This is a genomic window from Gordonia sp. NPDC062954, assembly GCF_044543825.1.
Lineage (GTDB): Bacteria > Actinomycetota > Actinomycetes > Mycobacteriales > Mycobacteriaceae > Gordonia > Gordonia tangerina.
Genome location: NZ_JBITWL010000001.1, coordinates 108,453 through 128,449, shown reverse-complemented (window position 1 = coordinate 128,449; position 19,997 = coordinate 108,453). Strand labels below are relative to the sequence as shown.

Below are 19,997 nucleotides of genomic sequence, written 5' to 3'. Positions count from 1 at the left end.
AGGACATCGATCCTGTACAGCGTTCAGGATCAGGTAATCCCGGCGCATACGCGCCCCGACGAACTCGTGAGGGTGATCCGGCGTGGACGATGCCACCATCAGCCGCATCGATGCCGAGCACATCTGGCATCCGTACGGCGCTCTGCCGGCGGCAGTGGCGCCGATCGTCGTTCGGGGTGCCCGGGGCGTCCGGATCGAATTGGCCGACGGCCGACACGTGGTGGACGGGATGAGTTCGTGGTGGGCGGCGATCCACGGGTACCGGCATCCGGTGCTCGATGCGGCGCTCGCCGGGCAGGTCGAATCGATGTCACATGTCATGTTCGGCGGTCTCACCCATGAACCCGCGGCGCGACTGGCTCAACTGCTGGTCGAGATCACCCCGCCCGACCTGCGCAAGATCTTCTTCTGCGACTCCGGCTCGGTGTCGGTAGAGGTCGCGGTCAAGATGGCCGTTCAGTATTGGCGTAGCCGCAGCGAACCCCGGCGACATCGACTGCTGACCTGGCGGGGTGGCTACCACGGTGACACCTTCGCCCCGATGAGCGTGTGCGATCCCGACGGCGGGATGCATGCGATGTGGACCGACGTCCTCACCGATCAGGTGTTCGTGCCCCCGCCCCCGCGTGACTTCGACGAGCGCTACGTCGCCGTCCTGGAAACAGCCGTCGCCGAGCACCGGGAACGGCTCGCCGCGGTAATCGTCGAGCCCGTCGTGCAGGGGGCGGGCGGTATGCGGTTCCACGACCCGCGCTATCTCTCCGAACTCCGGCGCATCTGCGACGAGTCGGGTGTGCTGTTGATCTTCGACGAGATCGCCACCGGATTCGGTCGTACCGGCGAACTGTTCGCCGCCCACCATGCCGGCGTGACCCCCGACATCATGTGCCTGGGCAAGGCGCTGACCGGCGGCTACCTGACGCTGGCGGCCACCATGTGCACCAGTGAGATCGCCGAGGTGATCAGCGCGGGGGAGGCCGGTGGGCTCGCGCACGGCCCGACCTTCATGGCCAATCCACTCGCCTGTGCGGTGGCCGTCGCCTCCGTGGAGGAACTGCTCGCCTCGGACTGGCGGGCCCGCGTGCAGGCCATCGAATCGGGTCTGCGCGCCGGGCTCGGCGATCTCGCGGCGCGGCCGGGGGTTGCCGATGTCCGCGTCCGCGGAGCCATCGGGGTCGTTGAACTCGACCGCCCGGTCGACATGGTCGCTGCCACGGCCGCGGCCGTCGACGCGGGGGTCTGGTTGCGGCCGTTCCGTAACAACGTCTACGTGATGCCGCCGTTCATCTGCACCGCCGACGACATCGCCACCATCTGCCGTGGAGTTCACGCCGCCGTCGCCGCCAGTCTGTCCGCCGACCACACCGTGGGAGTGATGTCTTGATGACCACGACCGAGCTCACCGATACCGACATCGCCACTCGTGGAGCCGATCCGGCCATCGGCGCGGGCGCCACCGAACAGGGGGCGCTCGGGTGGCTCGCCGACGAGGCCGACCGGGTGCGGACCGCCGGTCTGCATCGCGATCCCATCGTTCGACGCGCCGACACCCCGGTCGTAGACCTCGCCTCCAACGACTACCTCGGGCTCTGCACGCACCCCGAGGTCGTCGCCGGTGGGCAGGCGGCGTTGGCGCAGTGGGGGGCCGGTGCCACAGCCTCGCGACTGGTGGTTGGAACCACTGAGGCCCACATCGAGCTGGAGAACGACCTCGCCGATTTCCTCGGGTTCGACAGCGCGCTGGCCTTCTCGTCGGGATATCTCGCCAACGTCGGCGCCATCACCGCCCTCGTCGGACGCGGCGACCTGATCGTCAGCGACACCGGGACCCACGCGTCGTTGATCGACGGATGTCGGCTCTCGCGCGCACGCGTCGTCGTGGTCGACCGCGGTGATCACCAGGCCGTTCACGACGCCCTGCGCGCTCGCACCGAGCAGCGCGCGCTGGTGGTGACCGACTCGGTGTACAGCATCGACGGCGAACCGGCCCCGGTGGCCGACCTGTATGCCGTCGCACGCGACTGCGGGGCGGCGCTGCTCGTCGACGAGGCGCATGCGCTCGGCGTGCGCGGTCCGGGCGGGCGTGGGCTCATCGCCGAACACGGCCTGTCCGGTGCCCCCGACCTGATCATGACCACCGTGCTGTCCAAGTCGTTGGGTGCCCAGGGCGGAGTCGTGCTCGGACCCGAGTTGTTGCGATCGCATCTCGTCGATCGCGCGCGGACGTTCATCTTCGACACCGGCCTCAATCCGGCCGCGGTGGGCTCGGCCCACACCGCGCTGCGGCTGCTACGTGCCGATCCCGCCATGCCGGACCGACTGCGTGAGAACGCGGCTCGACTGGCCGACGCCATCGAGGCCCCGGCGCCCGCTGCTGCCGTCGTCTCGCTGATCGTCGGGGATCCGCACGCCGCGGTGGCCGCGGCTGCTGCGTGCCGCGACCGAGGTGTGCTCGTCGGGTGTTTCCGTCCGCCGTCGGTGCCCGCCGGGACCTCGCGGTTGCGGCTGACAGTGCGTGCCGATCTCGACGACGTGACGATCGACCGGGTCGCGCGCATCGTGCTCGATGCCTTGCGCACGGTGGGTGCCCGATGACCGCGGCGTCGGAGAACGTGCTGGCGGTTGCGGGCACCTCGACGGACGTCGGCAAGACGATCGTGACCGCTGCGCTGGTGGCCGCCGCCCGCGCGGCGGGTGTGAACCCTGCGGTGTGCAAACCCGCGCAGACCGGCGTCATGCCCGGACAACCCGGCGATCTGGCTGTGATCGAGGACCTCGTCGGGCCGCTGGGCACCGCCGAGTGTGCCCGCTATCCGGATCCCCTCGCGCCGGAGACCGCCGCGCGGCTGGCCGGTGTGCCGCCGCTCGAGCGCGCCGTCGCCCGCGCAGCCATCGATCGCCTGGCCGCGAACCACGACGTGACCCTCGTCGAGGGCGCCGGTGGGGTCATGGTGCGCTTGGCGCCGGAGCTGACCCTGCTCGACCTGTGCGCCGATGTCGGCGCATCGGTTCTGGTGGTGGTCCCGGCCGGACTCGGGGCCCTCAATCATGCGGAGCTGACCGTCGGCGCCGTCCGCGCACGCGGATTGCGCGTCGCGGGTCTGGTGATCGGTTCCTGGCCGACGGAACCCGATCTCGCCATGCGCTGCAACCGCGACGACCTGCCCCGACTGAGCGGAGCCCCTGTCGTCGGGGTCATCCCGGACGGTGCCGGTGCCCTCGACCCGGCGGAGTTCCGTCGGCGGGCGCCGGCCTGGTTCGACCGGGAATGGACGGCCCGCGAACTCGCACCCACCCGGCCGGCGGCACCCCACGTCGCCCCGACGGCACTGTAAATCTCTGCCCGCCGAAGCCTCCCAGATTCTCGCCGACAGCAACCCAGCCCATCGATCAACAGTCCAGACAAGGAGTTCTCCCGTGACCCAGGCCCCCGTCGCCCCCGGCACATCGCATTCGCAGACCGCCGACGACATTCTTGCCGTCGCCCGTGAACAGGTTCTCGAGAAGGGCCAGGCCCTCGATCAGGCCCAGGTGCTCGAGGTGCTGCGTTTGCCCGAGGATCGACTCACCGAACTGCTGCAGCTCGCGCACGATGTGCGGATGCGCTGGTGCGGGCCGGAAGTCGAGGTGGAGGGGATCATCTCGCTCAAGACCGGCGGTTGCCCGGAGGACTGCCACTTCTGTTCGCAGTCCGGTCTGTTCACCTCCCCGGTGCGTAGTGCCTGGATCGACATCCCATCGCTCGTCGAGGCCGCCAAACAGACCGCCAAGACCGGCGCCACCGAGTTCTGCATCGTCGCCGCCGTGCGGGGCCCGGACAAGCGGCTCCTCAGCCAGGTCGCCGCGGGAATCGAGGCCATCCGCAACGAGGTGGACATCCAGATCGCCTGCAGCCTGGGCATGCTCACCCAGGAGCAGGTCGATCAGCTCAAGGACATGGGCGTGCACCGCTACAACCACAACCTCGAGACCGCGCGCAGCCACTTCCCGAACGTGGTGACCACCCACTCATGGGAGGAGCGCTGGGACACGCTGCGCATGGTGCGTGAAGCCGGCATGGAGGTGTGTTGTGGCGGCATTCTGGGGATGGGTGAGAGTCTCGAGCAGCGAGCCGAGTTCGCCGCCGACCTGGCGGCGTTGGAGCCCGACGAGGTGCCGTTGAACTTCCTCAACCCGCGTCCCGGCACCCCGTTCGGCGACCTCGACGTGCTCCCGGCGGCCGAGGCGCTGAAGTCGGTGGCCGCGTTCCGTCTGGCGCTGCCGCGCACCATCCTGCGTTTCGCGGGCGGACGCGAGATCACCCTCGGTGACCTCGGCGCCAAGCAGGGCATCCTGGGCGGCATCAACGCCGTCATCGTCGGCAACTACCTGACCACCCTGGGGCGGCCCGCCGAGGAAGACCTCGACCTGCTGACCGATCTGTCGATGCCCATCAAGGCACTCAACGACAGCATCTAGGCTCGAACAGGTGACCATGTCGATGACGAATCCGGGTTCGGGTGCAACGCCCCGACCGTTGCACTCCACGCTCGAGGTCCCCGGCCCGCTTGCGCAGCCCTGCCGCTTCGGTGTGTACACGGGACTGAAACTGGAGCTGCAGTCGGCCGACGCGATACCGGCGGCCGCCCGCCTCGGTCTGGAGCCACCGCGCTTCTGCGGGCAATGCGGCCGGCGCATGGTGGTGCAGGTACGCCCGGACGGCTGGGGAGCACGATGTTCGCGGCACGGGACGGTCGACTCGACCGAGCTGGGACAACGATGACCGATCCGGCACCGGTCGTCTCCGACGACGATCTGTCTGGCGGTGCGGATGCACGCCGCGGTGTCCACCGGTCGGTGTCCGGGCTCGTGGCGGTGGCCGTGACGGTGATGTTACTCGGAGTCGTGCTCGGCGCGCTCTGGGCGGCGGTGACCCCGGCGCTCAGTGGGCGCGTGGTGTCGGAGGGCTCCGCCGTGGTACCGGCCAGCGCATTCGGGTCCGAGTTCGCGGCTGTCGGTACTTTTGCCCTCCTGCTCTTCGGTTACGGCGTGGTGTCGGTGATCATCGGGTGGACAACTGCTCGATCATGGCGCGGGCCGGTGGGGTTCGGGGTGCTCGCGGTGGCCACCACCATCGGGTCGCTCATCGCGGCCGCCGTCGGCACCTGGGTGGCGGACTGGCGTTTCGACGACCCGCGTGCCCTGCCGGTCGGCTCGACCTTCGACGTGGTGCCCGACCTCTGGCTCGACGGTGCGGTCCGTGGCGGTGCGGGCGGTCCCTGGGTTTTGTTCGTGTGCGCGCCGCTGGCCGCCGCGCTGGTGTATCTGGGCGTCACGCTCGCGGCTCGTCGGGCCGATCTCGGCGTCGGAGATCTGCCCTCGATACCAGAAAACACGCTGTCGGCACCCGCTCCCTGAGTAGCGGGGCATTGGCCGAGCGTGATTACTGTTCCCGAGGAGCCCGGAGCTTGCGGAGGGCGTCACGAAGGGGCAAGTAGTACCCGTTAGACGGTCGACCGGGCACTCGGCATCGGGGCGGCCCCGGCAACCGCGTCGGCGAGCAGTTCCACCGGTACATCGAGTGAACGGCCCAGTGCGACGACGGTGGCGAACGACGGGGTCAGCAACCGCCCACTCTCGATCTTGCGCAGCGTCTCGGGTGAGATGCCGGCGCCTTCAGCGACCTCGGCCACGGTGCGCGGGCCGCGCCATTCCCGCAGCACCGCGCCGAGCCGGCGTCCGGCGGCGATCTGCTCTGGGGTCAGTGGTGCGCGAACCATGCATTCACCTTAGTGGCCCAGCCGCTGAGCTGCACCGGTATGAAAATACCACCACCTCTTCTACTGTGGTATTTAAATACCGACCGCCATCGGGTGACCATGGGCGGGTGACTTGGAGAGGGCGTTGTGATCGAACTGAAGTCGCGTGACGAAATCGCCGCGATGCGAACCACCGGTGGGTTCATCGCGGACCTGCTCGATGACCTGTCTGGTCTGGCGGCTCCCGGGGTCAATCTGCTCGACCTCGAGATGCGGGCCCGCGAGCTCATCCGTCGGCGTGGTGCGGTGTCCTGCTATTGGGATTATGCGCCGTCCTTCGGGCGTGGGCCGTTTCGCAATGTGATCTGCCTATCCCTCAACGATGCTGTGCTGCATGGCCTTCCGTATGATTGCGCGCTCGCCGACGGCGACGTGCTGAGTATGGACATCGCCGTCTCGATTGATGGCTGGGTGGCCGATTCGGCTCGTACCGTGATCGTGGGCGCCGCCCGCGACGAGGATGAGTTTCTCGTGCAGACCACCGAGCTGGCATTGGCAGCCGGAATCGACGCGGCACGCCCGGGTAATCGGCTCGGCGACATCTCGGCGGCGATCGGCGAGGTCTGCACCTCGCGTGGCTTTCGGGTCAACACCGAGTTCGGCGGCCACGGCCTCGGTCGCACCATGCACGAGGACCCGCATGTGCCCAACATCGGACGACGTCGAGGCAAAGGGCTGGCGCTGCGGCCCGGACTCACCCTGGCGCTCGAACCGTGGCTGGCCCAATCCACCTCGCGGATCATCTATGACCCGGACGGCTGGACGATCCGGTCGGCCGATGGGTCCCGTACCTCGCACAGCGAGCACACGATCGCCGTCACCGACGGAGCCGCCGAGATACTGACGCGGTCCAGCGGTCGGTGACGAGATAAGGCTTGTGCGCGGGCGATCAGCGGGACGTGTGGTCGCACGTCCGGTCACATCGGCGGCCGCAGCGTCGCGAACTCGTCGGTGACGCGCAACTGTGCGTCGGCGAACGCATACAGCGCCGGCGGCCGCCCGCCGGTGCGTCCGGTCTTGCCGACGGTGCCGGTGGCCACCACCACGGCGCGGCGGCTCAGGATGCGGAGCAGGTTGGTGGTGTCCACTGGATAACCCAAAGCGGCGCAGTAGATCTCCGAAAGCTGTGACATCGGGAAGCGAGCGGGGGCCAGGGCGAAGGCGATGTTGGTGTAGGAGAGCTTTGCGGCCAGCCGGTGGCGCGCGGCGTCCACGATCCGATCGTGGTCATAGGCCAGGGCAGGGAGGTGATCGACGGCGTGCCACGCCGAGTCGACGGCGAGCTCGGTCGGGGCATCGCTGGGCACCAGGCCCAGGTAGGTCGAGGCGATCGTGCGGATGCCGGGGACCCGGGCGGGATCGGAGAACACGGCGAGCTGTTCGAGGTGGGCGATAGTGGTGATCTCCACCGTGTCGGCCACGGCCCGGCGTGCGCTGACGTCCAGTGGTTCCTCGGCCGCCACGGCGCCGCCGGGCAGGCGCCAAGCCGAGTTCCCGTCATCGGCGAGTAGGACACACAGCGCCGGCTCGGTGCCCGCAGCGATGTCGCGGACCTGGAACACAGCGGTCAGCGTCTCGACTTCGACGGGCGGCCCGCCGGTAGATGGCGCACTCGGCGGGGGCGTCGGCATGGCGTCGATTGTATGGCGGCGACGTCGCGCCGACCCGCACCGACCATCCGGGTCTCAGAGATCTTCGAGAGCGATGATGCCGTCCTGGATCGCGCGTGCCGCGAGCGAGGCCTTGGTTCGTGCTGTCCGTCCCACCGCGGTGTATTTGGCGCGGATACGCGTCAGGTGGGTGTTGACGGTGCCGATCGAGATCGACAGTTCCTCGGCGACCACGATCTTGGAGTCGGTGAGCAACCAGGTCCGCAACACCTGGATCTCGCGCTCGGTCAGCCCCGGTCGGCGTCGGGGCGCCGCCTCGGGCGCGGCTGTGGCCGGGCGGGGTGTGGCGGCCGGGATGGCAGCCGACTGCTCGACGATGTCGTGCGGCTCGACGACCAGCCGCACATGTCCTCGACCACGTGCGTCGTCGAGGGGGCGCCGTACCGTCGGGCGATGCTGGGCGTGCGGTGGTGCGGGCTGTCCGGGCAACGGCATCCGGCGAGCGGCCAGCCGCGCCAGCGCCGCCTCACGGCGCGCGACGGCGGCGTCGGCGCGGCGATCCGCGGGACTCGATGTCCGTGGCGGCAGGGTGGTGCGCGGCGGAGTGGACAGTGCGTCGTCGTACGGGGAAACGGTCATCACGCTGCTCGCAATCTTCTTTATGGCCCGCCTGGCCAGGGTTATCGCGGCCGGACCTGGGCGGACGAGTGGTACATCCCCGACGCTAGGTTTCGCTCGTGCGAAGCAAACGCGTAGTCGACTACTCGAATCGTGCACGGGAATGCCGCAGCTGTGACCGGTGTTACCATGGGCAGCGTTTTCGATCATCAGTCGAAAACTCTGGTGCCGGGAGCAGCCACCCGGGACCCGCACGTGTGAGGAGTGTCAGATGAGCATCACCAGCGACCGCCCCGTCATGGTCGAGACGCAGACCGTGGGGCTGCCCGATGCGCACTGGACCGACGGTCCGGGCGGATACACCGGAGTGGAGCCCACACCGGAATGGGCCGACGAGGTGCGCCGTCTCGCCCGAGCGCGCAATGCGACGCTGCTGGCGCACAACTATCAACTGCCGGCGATCCAGGACGTCGCCGACCACGTGGGCGACTCGTTGGCGCTGTCTCGCATCGCCGCCGAGGTCGACGCCGACGAGATCATCTTCTGCGGTGTGCACTTCATGGCCGAGACCGCCAAGATCCTCAGCCCCCGCAAGCGGGTGCTGATCCCCGACGAGCGCGCCGGATGTTCGCTGGCCGACTCGATCACCGCCGACGAGTTGCGCGAGTGGAAGGCCGAGCACCCCGACGCCGTCGTCGTCTCCTACGTCAACACGACCGCCGAGGTGAAGGGGCTCACCGACATCTGCTGCACCTCGTCCAATGCCGTCGACGTGGTCGCGTCGATCGATCCCGACCGCGAGGTGCTGTTCCTGCCAGATCAGTTCCTCGGCGCGCACGTCAAGCGCGTGACCGGGCGCGACAACATCCACATCTGGGCCGGTGAATGCCACGTGCACGCGGGCATCAACGGTGACGAACTGGCCGACCAGGCCGGCAGTCATCCGGACGCCGACCTGTTCATCCATCCCGAATGCGGTTGCGCCACTTCGGCCCTGTACCTCGCCGGCGAAGGTGCGGTGCCCGCCGACAAGGTCAAGATCCTGTCCACCGGCGGCATGCTGGACGCTGCTCGCGAAACCGGCGCAAAGCAGGTGCTGGTGGCGACCGAGATCGGCATGCTGCACCAGCTGCGCAAGGCGGCGCCGGGGGTGGACTTCCAGGCCGTCAACGACCGCGCATCCTGCCCGTACATGAAGATGATCACGCCCGCCGCGCTACTGCGGTCACTGCGCGAGGGGCGCGACGAGGTGTTCGTCGCCGACGATGTGGCCGAGCGAGCGCGTAAGAGCGTGGAACGGATGATCGCCATCGGAAATCCGGGTTCCGGTGAGTGAGGGATTCGTCGGACAACTCGGTGCCGTCGATGAACTCGGTCTGGAGATCACCGACGAGGTCCGCACGCTGATCCGGACGGCCCTCGACGAGGACCTGCGTCACGGGCCGGATGTGACGACTGCGGCGACCGTGCCCGCCGACGCGATGACCGATGCCGCCATCGCGAGCCGTGGCGCCGGTGTCATCGCGGGGCTTCCGGTGGTGCTGGCCGTCTTCGATGAGGTCATCGGTGCCGGTGCCTATGAGGTCACCTCGGCAGTCGTGGACGGTACGCACGTCGGGCCCGGTGAGGTGGTGCTCGGCGTACATGCACCCACTGGTTCGTTGCTCACCGCGGAACGGACTGCGCTCAACATCATCTGCCACCTGTCGGGAATCGCGACCGCCACTGCCCGGTGGGTGGCGGCTGTTGACGGCACCGCAGCGCAGGTCCGCGACTCGCGCAAGACCCTGCCGGGGCTTCGGCACCTGCAGAAGTACGCGGTCCGCTCGGGCGGGGGAGTCAACCACCGCATGGGGCTCGGCGATGCGGCACTCATCAAGGACAACCACGTCGCCGCGGCCGGATCGGTCAGCGCGGCCCTGTCCGCGGTCCGGGCGGCCGCGCCGGGCCTCCCCGTCGAGGTCGAGGTCGACTCGTTGGCCCAGCTCGACGAGGTGTTGGCACTCGAACCGCAGTTGGTTCTGCTCGACAACTTCGCTCTCTGGGAGACGCAGATGGCCGTGCAGCGACGCAACACGCGTTCGCCGCAGACCAAACTGGAGAGCTCCGGTGGCCTGACGCTGGACATGGCCGCCGACTACGCCCGCACCGGTGTGGACTACCTGGCGGTCGGTGCACTCACGCATTCGGTGACCGCACTCGATCTCGGGCTCGACATCGCCGCGCCGACGCCGGTGAACTGACCGGATCATCCGCGCCGCCATCGCGTTCGGGCGCACCTCGCGACATGCGCGGGAACTCGGCGGCTGCGCGTTTGCGTTGGCGCCACCGACCGGATTCGAAACCGGGTGGCGTCACCCCATATCCTGGACGGGAAATCCCAGCACAACAGGAGATGATCATGCTCGCCCGAACCGACCTGCGCGGCACCGCGCCCACGCTCGCCGAGCTGCGACGTGCGCTGCCGCGCGGGGGCACCGATGTCAACGCCGTCCTCGATACGGTGGCGCCGGTGGTGCACGCGGTCTCTGAGCAGGGCGCCGACGCGGCGCTCGGCTTCGGCGAGAAGTTCGACGGTGTGCGTCCGACGTCGGTGCGGGTGCCCGCGGCCGTTGTCGCCGACGCCCTCGACCGGCTCGATCCGGCGGTCGCCGACGCGCTGCGCGAGTCGATCGGCCGCGCCCGGATGGTGCACGCCGATCAACGCCGTGAGACCACGCGCACACAGGTCGTCGACGGGGGTGTGGTCAGCGAGAAGTGGATTCCGGTCCGTCGGGTCGGGCTCTATGTGCCCGGCGGAAACGCCGTGTACCCGTCGTCGGTGATCATGAACGTCGTCCCCGCACAAGAAGCGGGGGTGGGTTCGCTCGTCATCGCCTCGCCGCCGCAGAAGGAGTTCGGTGGCTGGCCGCATCCGACGATCCTCGCCGCGTGCGCGTTGCTCGGCGTCGACGAGGTGTGGGCGGTCGGTGGTGCGCAGGGTGTCGCACTGCTCACCTATGGCGGCATCGACACCGATGCGGCCGACGACCCGCGCTCGGTTCTCGACCCGGTCGACCTCATCACCGGTCCGGGCAACATCTATGTCACCGCCGCCAAGCGGCTCTGCCGAGGTGTGGTCGGCATCGACTCGGAGGCAGGACCCACCGAGATCGCGATCCTCGCCGACGACAGCGCCGATCCGGGCATCCTCGCCTCCGATCTGATCAGTCAGGCCGAGCACGATGTGCTCGCGGCCTCGGTGCTCGTCACCGACAGTGCCGAACTCGCCGACGCCGTTGACGAGGCGCTCGATGCGCAGGTGGCCGCGACCAAGCACCGGGAACGGGTCACCACCGCGCTGTCGGGCAAGCAGTCCGGCATCGTGCTCGTTGACGACCTCGAGTCGGGCCTCGCCGTGGTCGACGCCTATGCTGCCGAACACCTCGAGATCCAGACCCGTGAGGCCGCCGCAGTCGCCGACCGGGTGCACAACGCGGGCGCGATCTTCGTCGGGCCCTACGCTCCGGTGAGCCTCGGCGACTACTGTGCCGGGTCCAATCACGTTCTGCCGACGTCGGGCTCGGCTCGATTCGCCTCCGGGCTGTCGGTGCAGACCTTCCTCAAAGGCGTGCACGTCATCGACTACGACGAAGCTGCGCTGCGCGATGTCGCCGACCACGTCGTGACCCTGGCCGATGCGGAAGATCTTCCCGGGCACGGTGATGCGATCAAGCAGCGATTCGTCGGAGGGCAGGCGTGAGCACTCCGCAGACGGTGGTTCCCGGGCTCGGCGTGACCATCGACGACCTGCCGTTGCGCGACAATCTGCGCGGCAAGAGCCCCTACGGCGCACCGCAACTCAAGGTGTCCGTGGTGCTCAACACCAATGAGAACCCGCACCCGCCGTCGGACGCCCTGATCGCCGACGTCGCCGAATCGGTACGCACGGCGGCCGCGGAACTGCACCGCTACCCCGACCGTGACGCCGTCGCGTTGCGCGCCGACCTGGCTCAGTACCTCACGGAGGCGACCGGGGTTGCGCTCACCACCGAGAATCTCTGGGCGGCAAACGGTTCCAACGAAATCCTGCAGCAGCTGTTGCAGGCCTTCGCCGGGCCGGGCCGCAGCGCACTCGGGTTCGTCCCTTCCTACTCGATGCACCCGATCATCTCCGACGGCACCGACACCACCTGGCTGCACGCGGTGCGCGCGTCCGATTTCTCGCTCGACGTCGACTACGCGGTCGCCGAGGTGACCAATCGGCGCCCCGACGTCGTCTTCGTGACCTCGCCGAACAACCCCACCGGGGGATCGCTCGACAACGACCAACTGCGCGCCATCGTCGGGGTGGCGCCCGGCATCGTCGTCGTCGACGAGGCCTACGGCGAATTCTCCGAACAACCCAGTGCCGTGGCGTTGATCGACGAGTACCCGACCAAGGTGGTCGTCAGCCGCACGATGAGCAAGGCGTTCGCCTTCGCCGGCGGACGTCTGGGCTACCTCGCGGCGTCGCCGGCCATCGTCGACGCGTTGCAGTTGGTGCGGCTCCCATATCACTTGTCGGTGCTCACCCAGGCAGCCGCGCGCGCCGCGCTCCGCCACCGCGACGACACCCTCGCCGGTGTCGCGGCGATCATCGCCGAACGCAAGCGGGTCGCGGCCGAACTCGAGGCGGCCGGGTACCGGGTGATCGACTCCGACGCGAACTTCTTGCTGTTCGGCCCGTTCCGGGATGCCCCGGCGAGCTGGCAGCGTTACCTGGACGACGGCGTGTTGATCCGCGACGTCGGCATCGCCGGACACCTGCGTGTCACCATCGGACTGGCAGCCGAGAACGACGCGTTTCTCGCCGTCAGCCGCACCCTGGCAGCCACCGACCTGGAGAGAACCGAGTGACCACCACGCCCGCACCGCGGATCGCGCGCGTCGAACGCGCCACCAAGGAGTCGTCGATCGTCGTCGAGCTCAACCTCGATGGCACCGGCATCACCAACGTGTCGACCGGGATCGCGTTCTTCGACCACATGCTGACCGCCTTCGGTCAGCACGGCAGCTTCGACCTGACTGTCGAGGCCACCGGCGACGTCGAGGTGGAGGGTCACCACACCATCGAGGACACCGCCATCGTGCTGGGGCAGGCTCTGGGGGAGGCGCTGGGGGACAAGAAGGGCATCCGCCGCTTCGGTGACTGCTTCATCCCGATGGACGAGACGCTTGCGCACGCCGTCGTCGACGTCTCCGGCCGGCCGTACTGCGTGCACACCGGCGAACCCGATCACCTGCTGACCGCGGTGATCGGCGGCTACCCGGGCGTGCCGTATTCGACGGTCATCAACCGCCACGTCTTCGAGTCGATCGCGCTCAACGCACGGATTGCACTGCACGTCCGTGTGCTCTACGGACGCGATCAGCATCACATCACCGAGGCCGAGTTCAAGGCGGTCGCCCGCGCGTTACGCGCGGCCACCGAGTACGACTCCCGCGTTACGGGTGTGCCGTCGACGAAGGGAGCGCTGTGATGGCCGGCGCCCCCGCGGTGACGATCCTCGACTACGGCTCGGGCAATCTGCGGTCGGCCCAGCGGGCGCTCGAACGCGCCGGCGCCGACGTCACGGTCACCGACGACCGCGACACCGCCATCGGTTGCGATGGCCTGGTGGTACCCGGTGTGGGTGCGTTCGCCGCCTGCATGGAGGGCCTGGTGGAGGTCAAGGGCGACTGGATCATCGACCAGCGCCTCGCAGGCGGACGGCCCGTTCTGGGTATCTGCGTGGGTATGCAGATCCTGTTCGAACGCGGCGTCGAGTTCGGGGTGGAGGCCGACGGCTGCGGCGAGTGGCCCGGCACAGTCAGCCGACTGCCCGCCCCGGTGCTGCCCCATATGGGCTGGAACACCGTCGACGCCCCGGCCGACTCGCTGCTGTTCGACGGCCTCGACGACGACGCCCGCTTCTACTTCGTGCATTCCTACGCCGCACAGAGCTGGGAGATGGACAACGAGGGCACCCCGTTGGCTGCGCCGAAACTGACCTGGGCCCACCACGGCGGCCGTTTCCTCGCCGCAGTCGAGAACGGTGCGCTCGCAGCCACACAGTTCCATCCCGAGAAATCTGGAGACGCCGGGGCCCATCTGCTCCGCAATTGGGTGCAATCGCTCCGATGAGCCTTCACGACACGCACTTCTCCTTCGGCAAGATGGTGCTGTACTCCCTGGGTGCCGGGGTGCTGGTGCTGCTGGTGTCGATCCCGATCATCCTGCTCATCGCGCAGTGGTCACCCGTCGCCGGCCTGGTCGTCGCGCTGATCGCCGTGTTGGCGATGATCGCGGCGATCGGTACGGTGTCTCGCCGGATCATCGCCACGGCCGAACGCGAGATCCTTGCGGCGCGCGCGGCCACCGAACAGCCCACCGCCCGACCGCCTCAGGCGCCGCCCACCTCGCCCCAGATACCGCCCAACCCGAACCCGGGCCGCACCGAACCGACAGACAGGAACTCCGCCACCGATGGGTAAGACCCTTGAACTCCTCCCGGCCGTCGACGTCGCCGACGGTCAGGCCGTCCGCCTCGTCCAGGGTGCCGCAGGCACCGAGACGTCGTACGGGTCGCCACGAGACGCGGCACTGGCCTGGCAGACCGACGGAGCCGAGTGGATCCACCTGGTCGACCTCGACGCGGCCTTCGGCCGGGGTAACAATCGTGAGCTCCTCGCCGGGGTCGTCGGCGAGCTCGACGTCAAGGTGGAGCTCTCCGGCGGTATCCGCGACGACGATTCGCTGGACGCCGCGTTGGCCACCGGGTGTGCGCGGGTGAATCTCGGGACCGCCGCGCTGGAGAACCCGGACTGGTGCGCGCGAGCGATCGACCGCCACGGCGACCGCATCGCCGTCGGTCTCGATGTCATCCGGGACGGCGAGTCGTATCGGTTGCGTGGCCGCGGCTGGGTCACCGACGGGGGTGACCTTTGGGAGGTGTTGACCCGACTCGACCGCGACGGTTGCGCCCGCTACGTGGTCACCGACGTCTCCAAGGACGGCACTCTCGGCGGACCGAACCTCGACCTGCTCGCGGAGGTTGCCGCCGCCACGTCCGCACCCATCGTCGCCTCGGGTGGTGTGTCCGCACTCGACGACCTCGTCGCGATCTCGGGTCTCGTCGAGCAGGGGGTGGAGGGCGCGATCGTCGGCAAGGCCCTCTATGCCGGCCGCTTCACCCTGCCCGACGCACTGGCCGCCGTCGCCGGGGCGTGATGGATGACAGCGCGATGGATGGCAGCGTGACCGACCACACGGCCCTGCTCCACACCGCGGGCGAGATCCTGGACTCGGTGGCCGAGTACTTCGTCGACGGCCTCGGGGCGCCCAGCGCGGTCGAGAAGGGGGCGACGGACTTCGCCACCCAGGTCGACCTCGACCTCGAACGCCGGATCGCCGCCGACCTCACCGAACGCACCGCAATCCCGGTGCACGGCGAAGAGTTCGGTGGACCGCCGGTCACCGAGGGCGCCGTCTGGGTGCTGGACCCGGTGGACGGCACCTACAACTATTCGTCCGGGATGCCGTTGACCGGCATACTGCTCGGGTTGCTCGTCGACGGCGAACCCGTGCTCGGGCTGACCTGGCTACCGTTGTTGGGCCGTCGTTACGCCGGACACGTCGACGGCCCGCTGTACGTCGACGGCCACCCCGTCGCACCGCTGGAGCCGACCGAACTGGCGTCTTCGGTGGTCTCCTACGGCCCGTTCAACGTGGCGGGCCACGGCCGCTACCCGGGTGCGCGTCGCGCCGATGTGTTGAGCGCGCTCAGCTCACGGGTGTCCCGACTGCGGATGACCGGCAGCACCGGCGTGGACATGGCCTACACCGCGGCGGGCGTCTTCGGCGGTGCGATCGCATTCGGCCGGCACGCGTGGGACAACGCCGCCGGAGCGGCACTCGTACGCGCCGCAGGTGGGGTCGCCACAGATCTCAGCGGAGCGCCTTGGACCGCTTCGTCGCCGTCGCTGGTGTGCGCGGCGCCGCGCCTGCACACCGAACTGATGGCGGTGATCGCCGAGGTCGTCGGAGACGAATGGGGCGCGCAGCCGCACAGTGCCCGACCCGACACAACCGGAGGAGCCTCATGACTGTCGCGATCCGTGTGATCCCGTGCCTGGACGTGGACGACGGCCGTGTGGTCAAAGGGGTCAACTTCCAGAACCTGCGCGATGCGGGTGATCCGGTGGAGCTCGCCGCCCGGTACGACACCGAGGGGGCAGACGAACTGACCTTCCTCGACGTCACCGCATCGAGTTCCGGTCGCGCGACGATGATCGACGTGGTCAAGCGCACCGCCGACCAGATCTTCATCCCGCTCACCGTTGGCGGCGGCATCCGCACCGTCGACGACGTGGATGCGATGCTGCGCGCCGGTGCCGACAAGGTCAGCGTCAACACCGCGGCCATCGCCCGGCCGGAGGTGCTCGGCGAGATGAGCCGACGCTACGGCTCCCAGTGCATAGTCTTGTCGGTGGATGCCCGCACGGTCCCGGCCGGGGAACAGCCCACACCGTCGGGCTGGGAGGTCACCACTCACGGTGGCCGGCGCGGGACCGGGATCGACGCGGTGCAGTGGGCGCGACGCGGTCAGGAACTGGGCGTGGGGGAGATCCTGCTCAACTCCATGGACGCCGACGGGACCAAACGGGGATTCGACCTCCGGATGCTGGCCGCGGTGCGGGCAGCCGTCGAGGTCCCGGTGATCGCCAGCGGCGGTGCCGGCGCTGTCGCCGACTTCGCCCCGGCAGTCCAGGCCGGAGCCGACGCCGTACTGGCGGCGTCGGTCTTCCACTTCGGCGAACTCGGCATCGGTGAGGTCAAGGCCGCGATGAACGCCGAGGGAATCACGGTGCGGTGATGGCCCTCGACCCCGACCTCGCCGCACAGCTCAAGCGCAACGACGATGGGCTGTTCGCCGCCATCGCCCAGGAACGTGGCACCGGCACCGTGCTGATGATGGCGTGGATGGACGACGCCGCCCTCGAACAGACCCTGACCACCCGGCGCGCGACCTACTACTCGCGCTCGCGCCGGCAGTACTGGGTCAAGGGGGAGACGAGCGGACACACCCAGTACGTGCACGATGTCCGCCTCGACTGTGACGGCGACACCGTGTTGCTGGTCGTCGACCAGGTGGGCGCGGCGTGCCACACCGGCAATCACAGCTGTTTCGACACCCCTTCGCTGTTGCCGTCGACCGACTGACCCACCCCTGCCGGTCGGCAGTCCGGCACCGCGGGAGAATGAACGAGCCCTGTCCTCCACCAGAAAGGCGGTGACGGCGTCCATGCCACTGATCCAGATCTCGCAGACCCCGGGCCTGTCCGACCGGGTCAAGCGCGAGACCATCGCGGCGGTGACCGAGGCGTATGCCAAGGCGACCGGGAAGAACCCCGACTCGGTGTGGGTGACCATCACCGAGGTACCCCGCCAGCAGTGGGGCGTCGGCGGCGAGCCGCTGGGATGAGCGCCGCGACCACCACCCTCGACGAGTTCCTGGATCTGGCCGCCGATCATCGAGTGGTGCCGGTGACCCGAAAGGTCCTCGCCGACTCCGAGACCCCGTTGTCGGCATATGCCAAACTCGCCGGTGACCGGGAGGGCACCTTCCTGCTCGAGTCGGCGGAGAACGGCCGCTCGTGGTCGCGGTGGTCGTTCATCGGGGTGCGGTCGCCGTCCGCGCTCACCGTCGTCGATGGCGAAGCGCGCTGGTGGGGCGAAGTGCCCAACGGCGCGCCTGACGGTGGCGATCCGCTGGCGGTGCTCGCCGAGTCGCTGCGACTGCTGGCCACCGACCGGTTCCCGGACATGCCACCGCTCACCGGCGGCTTCGTCGGATTCTTCGCCTACGACATGGTGCGACGACTCGAGCGCCTCCCCGAGACCACCGTCGACGATCTCGGCCTACCGGACATGATGATGCTGCTGGCCACCGACCTCGCCGCAGTCGATCACCACGAGGGCACCATCACCCTGATCGCCAACGCGGTGAACTGGGACGGGTCCGACGACCGGGTCCACGAGGCCTACGTCGACGCGGTCGCCCGGCTCGACCGGATGACCGAGGCACTCGCCGCGCCGGCTCCGTCGACCGTGTCGCACTACGATCGGCCCACCCCGGAGTACTCGGCGCAGCGCACCCTCGCGGAGTACAGCGAGATCGTCACCGACCTGGTCGGCGAGATCGAGGCAGGCGAAGCCTTCCAGATCGTGCCGTCCCAGCGCTTCGAGATGGCCACCGACGCCGACCCGATCGACGTCTACCGGGTGTTGCGGGCATCGAATCCGAGTCCCTACATGTATTTACTGCGCATGCCCGGTGCGCTCGGCAGCGGACCCGTGGGCGGAGGGCCGTTCACCATCGTCGGCAGCAGCCCGGAAGCGTTGGTGACGGTGCAGGACCGCGTCGCCACCACCCACCCGATCGCCGGCACCCGGTGGCGGGGTGCCACCGAGGAAGAGGACCACCTGCTCGCCAAGGGACTCGTGGAGGACGAGAAGGAGAACGCCGAACACCTCATGCTCGTCGACCTCGGGCGCAACGACCTCGGCCGGGTCTGCCGCCCGGGCACCGTCAAGGTCGGCGACTACCGTCACGTCGAGCGCTACAGCCACGTCATGCACCTGGTGTCCACGGTCTCGGGCGAACTGCGCGACGATCAGCATGCGCTCGACGCGGTCACCGCATGCTTTCCGGCGGGCACACTCACCGGGGCGCCCAAGGTGCGCGCGATGGAACTGATCGATGAGCACGAACTGACGCGCCGCGGACTGTATGGCGGCATCGTCGGCTATCTCGACTTTGCCGGCGACGCGGACACGGCCATCGCGATCCGTACCGCCCTGATGGCCGACGGTCGGGCCTTCGTGCAGGCCGGCGGCGGTGTGGTCGCTGACAGCGAACCCGAATACGAATACAACGAGGCGCGCAACAAGGCCACCGCGGTCCTCAATGCGGTGGCGGCGGCCGCGACGATGGAGCGGGTCGGGTCCGGCACCGGGAAGGCGTCAGAATGAGCACCCCGGAGCCGGCCGAATCCGCCGGGCGGACGCCGTCGGGCTCGGCGCCCTCGCGTCTCGATCCGGCCGAGTCGACCAAGGCGTATCTGCGTCGGCGCCAGGTGCTGGCCGCCGTTCTGCTGGCGGTGTCGGCGCTCGCGCTGTGGTCGGCGTCGCGGCTGGTGTGGTGTCGGGTGCTCGCCTCCGACGGGTTGGCGCCGCCGCGGACATTCGAGGTCAAAGGCTCGGACTGGAGTCCCTGGCTGACCCCGCTCGCGCTGGTCTTGTTGGCGGCTATCCTGGCCGCCTTCTCGCTGCGTGGTTGGGGATTGCGCGTGATCGCGATCCTTGTGGCGGCGGCCGGAGTGCTCTCGGCGGTACCGGCGCTCTCCCTGATCACCGGCGGCGCCGATTCCGACTACGCCGCGAGCGCCGCCGACATCCCCGGGCGCTTTCAGGTGCTGCTCATCACCACTGTCGACTGGGCTGCGGCTGTCGTTCTGGTGGGGTCGTTGTGCTCGGTGCTGGCCGGGGTCCTGCTGCTGCGGGTTGCCGGCGGGGCGTCGGGCATGTCATCGAAGTACCAGACGCCGGGCGCGCGTCGGGAAGAGTTGGAACGCCAGATCTTCGCCGAGCACGAGCAGCGCCGACACCAGCCGGACGGCCAGGACGGTGGTGTGGCGCCCGCGAGCCGCCCCGCGCGTGCCGACGACCCTGCGGGAGGTAACGACGCACCGCCCGCGAACGAACGCATGATGTGGGACGCGTTGGACACCGGGATCGACCCCACCGACGTCGACGGCGACACCTCGGCCACCGGTCCCGAGGCCGGGCCCCGCGCGGACCCGCCACAGGCGCCATCGGACGGTCGATCCGACGAGCCCGACAACCGATGATCCGACCGCGGCTGATCGGCCAACCCGGGCACAACGCAGATCCGGCACCGGTTTACGC

Annotated in this window: 24 protein-coding genes; 21 read left to right on the top strand and 3 right to left on the bottom strand. The window is 69.1% G+C overall.

Annotated elements, in window-relative coordinates; genetic code table 11:
- Nucleotides 1–82: 82 nt before the first annotated feature.
- The 6 genes from ACIGKQ_RS00595 to ACIGKQ_RS00570 all read left to right on the top strand — a co-directional run bounded on the left by ACIGKQ_RS00595 (nt 83) and on the right by ACIGKQ_RS00570 (nt 5,397).
- Nucleotides 83–1,384, top strand: a complete 1,302-nt coding sequence (locus ACIGKQ_RS00595; RefSeq protein WP_396571942.1) for an adenosylmethionine--8-amino-7-oxononanoate transaminase — start codon at nt 83–85, stop codon at nt 1,382–1,384.
- On the top strand, nt 1,384–2,595 hold the full coding sequence (locus tag ACIGKQ_RS00590) for an 8-amino-7-oxononanoate synthase (protein WP_396571940.1): 1,212 nt from the start codon (nt 1,384–1,386) through the stop codon (nt 2,593–2,595). Before ACIGKQ_RS00595 ends, ACIGKQ_RS00590 begins: the two co-directional genes overlap by 1 nt.
- Nucleotides 2,592–3,335 (top strand): dethiobiotin synthase, encoded by a 744-nt coding sequence (bioD, locus tag ACIGKQ_RS00585; protein ID WP_396571938.1) that lies wholly within the window; start codon nt 2,592–2,594, stop codon nt 3,333–3,335. Before ACIGKQ_RS00590 ends, bioD begins: the two co-directional genes overlap by 4 nt.
- Nucleotides 3,336–3,417: 82 nt before the next feature.
- A complete protein-coding gene (gene bioB / locus ACIGKQ_RS00580) occupies nt 3,418–4,458 on the top strand; it encodes a biotin synthase BioB (RefSeq protein ID WP_266061031.1) in 1,041 nt (346 codons plus the stop codon).
- 16 nt (nt 4,459–4,474) lie between these two features.
- Nucleotides 4,475–4,762 (top strand): hypothetical protein, encoded by a 288-nt coding sequence (locus tag ACIGKQ_RS00575; protein WP_266061149.1) that lies wholly within the window; start codon nt 4,475–4,477, stop codon nt 4,760–4,762.
- Nucleotides 4,759–5,397, top strand: coding sequence for a DUF2567 domain-containing protein (locus ACIGKQ_RS00570; RefSeq protein ID WP_266061032.1), 639 nt, complete (start codon nt 4,759–4,761; stop codon nt 5,395–5,397). Before ACIGKQ_RS00575 ends, ACIGKQ_RS00570 begins: the two co-directional genes overlap by 4 nt.
- A gap of 86 nt (nt 5,398–5,483) precedes the next feature.
- Here the strand turns inward: ACIGKQ_RS00570 and ACIGKQ_RS00565 are convergent, their stop codons facing one another.
- The gene (locus ACIGKQ_RS00565) at nt 5,484–5,759 is read right to left on the bottom strand and encodes a helix-turn-helix domain-containing protein (RefSeq protein ID WP_266061034.1); all 276 of its coding nucleotides are present in this window, start codon (nt 5,757–5,759) and stop codon (nt 5,484–5,486) included.
- Nucleotides 5,760–5,885: 126 nt separating this feature from the next.
- Between ACIGKQ_RS00565 and map the strand changes: the two genes are divergently transcribed.
- Entirely contained in the window at nt 5,886–6,662 is a 777-nt protein-coding gene (gene map, locus ACIGKQ_RS00560; RefSeq protein WP_396571936.1) for a type I methionyl aminopeptidase, read from the top strand.
- Between the two features lie 53 nt (nt 6,663–6,715).
- On the opposite strand, the gene ACIGKQ_RS00555 is transcribed toward map, so the two are convergent.
- Nucleotides 6,716–7,429 (bottom strand): NrtR DNA-binding winged helix domain-containing protein, encoded by a 714-nt coding sequence (locus ACIGKQ_RS00555; RefSeq protein WP_287015015.1) that lies wholly within the window; start codon nt 7,427–7,429, stop codon nt 6,716–6,718.
- Nucleotides 7,430–7,483: 54 nt separating this feature from the next.
- Nucleotides 7,484–8,047, bottom strand: coding sequence for a helix-turn-helix transcriptional regulator (locus ACIGKQ_RS00550; RefSeq protein ID WP_287015014.1), 564 nt, complete (start codon nt 8,045–8,047; stop codon nt 7,484–7,486).
- 250 nt (nt 8,048–8,297) lie between these two features.
- Here ACIGKQ_RS00550 and nadA point away from each other — a divergent pair, with 250 nt between their 5' ends.
- The 14 genes from nadA to ACIGKQ_RS00480 all read left to right on the top strand — a co-directional run bounded on the left by nadA (nt 8,298) and on the right by ACIGKQ_RS00480 (nt 19,939).
- The gene (nadA, locus tag ACIGKQ_RS00545; protein WP_235723167.1) at nt 8,298–9,362 is read left to right on the top strand and encodes a quinolinate synthase NadA; all 1,065 of its coding nucleotides are present in this window, start codon (nt 8,298–8,300) and stop codon (nt 9,360–9,362) included.
- Nucleotides 9,355–10,269, top strand: a complete 915-nt coding sequence (gene nadC / locus ACIGKQ_RS00540; RefSeq protein WP_235723166.1) for a carboxylating nicotinate-nucleotide diphosphorylase — start codon at nt 9,355–9,357, stop codon at nt 10,267–10,269. The genes nadA and nadC overlap by 8 nt, the downstream gene beginning before the upstream one ends.
- A 158-nt stretch (nt 10,270–10,427) precedes the next feature.
- The gene (gene hisD / locus ACIGKQ_RS00535) at nt 10,428–11,768 is read left to right on the top strand and encodes a histidinol dehydrogenase (RefSeq protein ID WP_396571933.1); all 1,341 of its coding nucleotides are present in this window, start codon (nt 10,428–10,430) and stop codon (nt 11,766–11,768) included.
- The gene (locus tag ACIGKQ_RS00530) at nt 11,765–12,904 is read left to right on the top strand and encodes a histidinol-phosphate transaminase (protein WP_287015012.1); all 1,140 of its coding nucleotides are present in this window, start codon (nt 11,765–11,767) and stop codon (nt 12,902–12,904) included. The genes hisD and ACIGKQ_RS00530 overlap by 4 nt, the downstream gene beginning before the upstream one ends.
- The gene (hisB, locus tag ACIGKQ_RS00525; protein WP_235723163.1) at nt 12,901–13,527 is read left to right on the top strand and encodes an imidazoleglycerol-phosphate dehydratase HisB; all 627 of its coding nucleotides are present in this window, start codon (nt 12,901–12,903) and stop codon (nt 13,525–13,527) included. The genes ACIGKQ_RS00530 and hisB overlap by 4 nt, the downstream gene beginning before the upstream one ends.
- Nucleotides 13,527–14,171, top strand: coding sequence for an imidazole glycerol phosphate synthase subunit HisH (gene hisH, locus ACIGKQ_RS00520; protein ID WP_235723162.1), 645 nt, complete (start codon nt 13,527–13,529; stop codon nt 14,169–14,171). Before hisB ends, hisH begins: the two co-directional genes overlap by 1 nt.
- Nucleotides 14,168–14,521 carry a hypothetical protein gene (locus tag ACIGKQ_RS00515; RefSeq protein WP_235723161.1) on the top strand — a complete coding sequence of 118 codons (354 nt, stop codon included), beginning with the start codon at nt 14,168–14,170 and terminating at the stop codon, nt 14,519–14,521. The genes hisH and ACIGKQ_RS00515 overlap by 4 nt, the downstream gene beginning before the upstream one ends.
- A complete protein-coding gene (gene priA, locus ACIGKQ_RS00510) occupies nt 14,514–15,257 on the top strand; it encodes a bifunctional 1-(5-phosphoribosyl)-5-((5-phosphoribosylamino)methylideneamino)imidazole-4-carboxamide isomerase/phosphoribosylanthranilate isomerase PriA (RefSeq protein ID WP_328714288.1) in 744 nt (247 codons plus the stop codon). The genes ACIGKQ_RS00515 and priA overlap by 8 nt, the downstream gene beginning before the upstream one ends.
- Before the next feature lie 14 nt (nt 15,258–15,271).
- Complete coding sequence (locus tag ACIGKQ_RS00505; protein ID WP_235723159.1) at nt 15,272–16,132, top strand: inositol monophosphatase family protein; 861 nt, start codon at nt 15,272–15,274, stop codon at nt 16,130–16,132.
- Nucleotides 16,129–16,902 (top strand): imidazole glycerol phosphate synthase subunit HisF, encoded by a 774-nt coding sequence (hisF, locus tag ACIGKQ_RS00500; RefSeq protein WP_235723158.1) that lies wholly within the window; start codon nt 16,129–16,131, stop codon nt 16,900–16,902. The genes ACIGKQ_RS00505 and hisF overlap by 4 nt, the downstream gene beginning before the upstream one ends.
- Entirely contained in the window at nt 16,902–17,249 is a 348-nt protein-coding gene (hisI, locus tag ACIGKQ_RS00495; protein ID WP_328714290.1) for a phosphoribosyl-AMP cyclohydrolase, read from the top strand. The genes hisF and hisI overlap by 1 nt, the downstream gene beginning before the upstream one ends.
- Before the next feature lie 82 nt (nt 17,250–17,331).
- Nucleotides 17,332–17,511, top strand: a complete 180-nt coding sequence (locus tag ACIGKQ_RS00490; RefSeq protein ID WP_066162994.1) for a 4-oxalocrotonate tautomerase family protein — start codon at nt 17,332–17,334, stop codon at nt 17,509–17,511.
- Nucleotides 17,508–19,061 (top strand): anthranilate synthase component I, encoded by a 1,554-nt coding sequence (locus tag ACIGKQ_RS00485; protein WP_235723156.1) that lies wholly within the window; start codon nt 17,508–17,510, stop codon nt 19,059–19,061. The genes ACIGKQ_RS00490 and ACIGKQ_RS00485 overlap by 4 nt, the downstream gene beginning before the upstream one ends.
- Nucleotides 19,058–19,939 carry a TIGR02234 family membrane protein gene (locus ACIGKQ_RS00480; RefSeq protein ID WP_235723155.1) on the top strand — a complete coding sequence of 294 codons (882 nt, stop codon included), beginning with the start codon at nt 19,058–19,060 and terminating at the stop codon, nt 19,937–19,939. Before ACIGKQ_RS00485 ends, ACIGKQ_RS00480 begins: the two co-directional genes overlap by 4 nt.
- Nucleotides 19,940–19,997 lie beyond the last annotated feature (58 nt).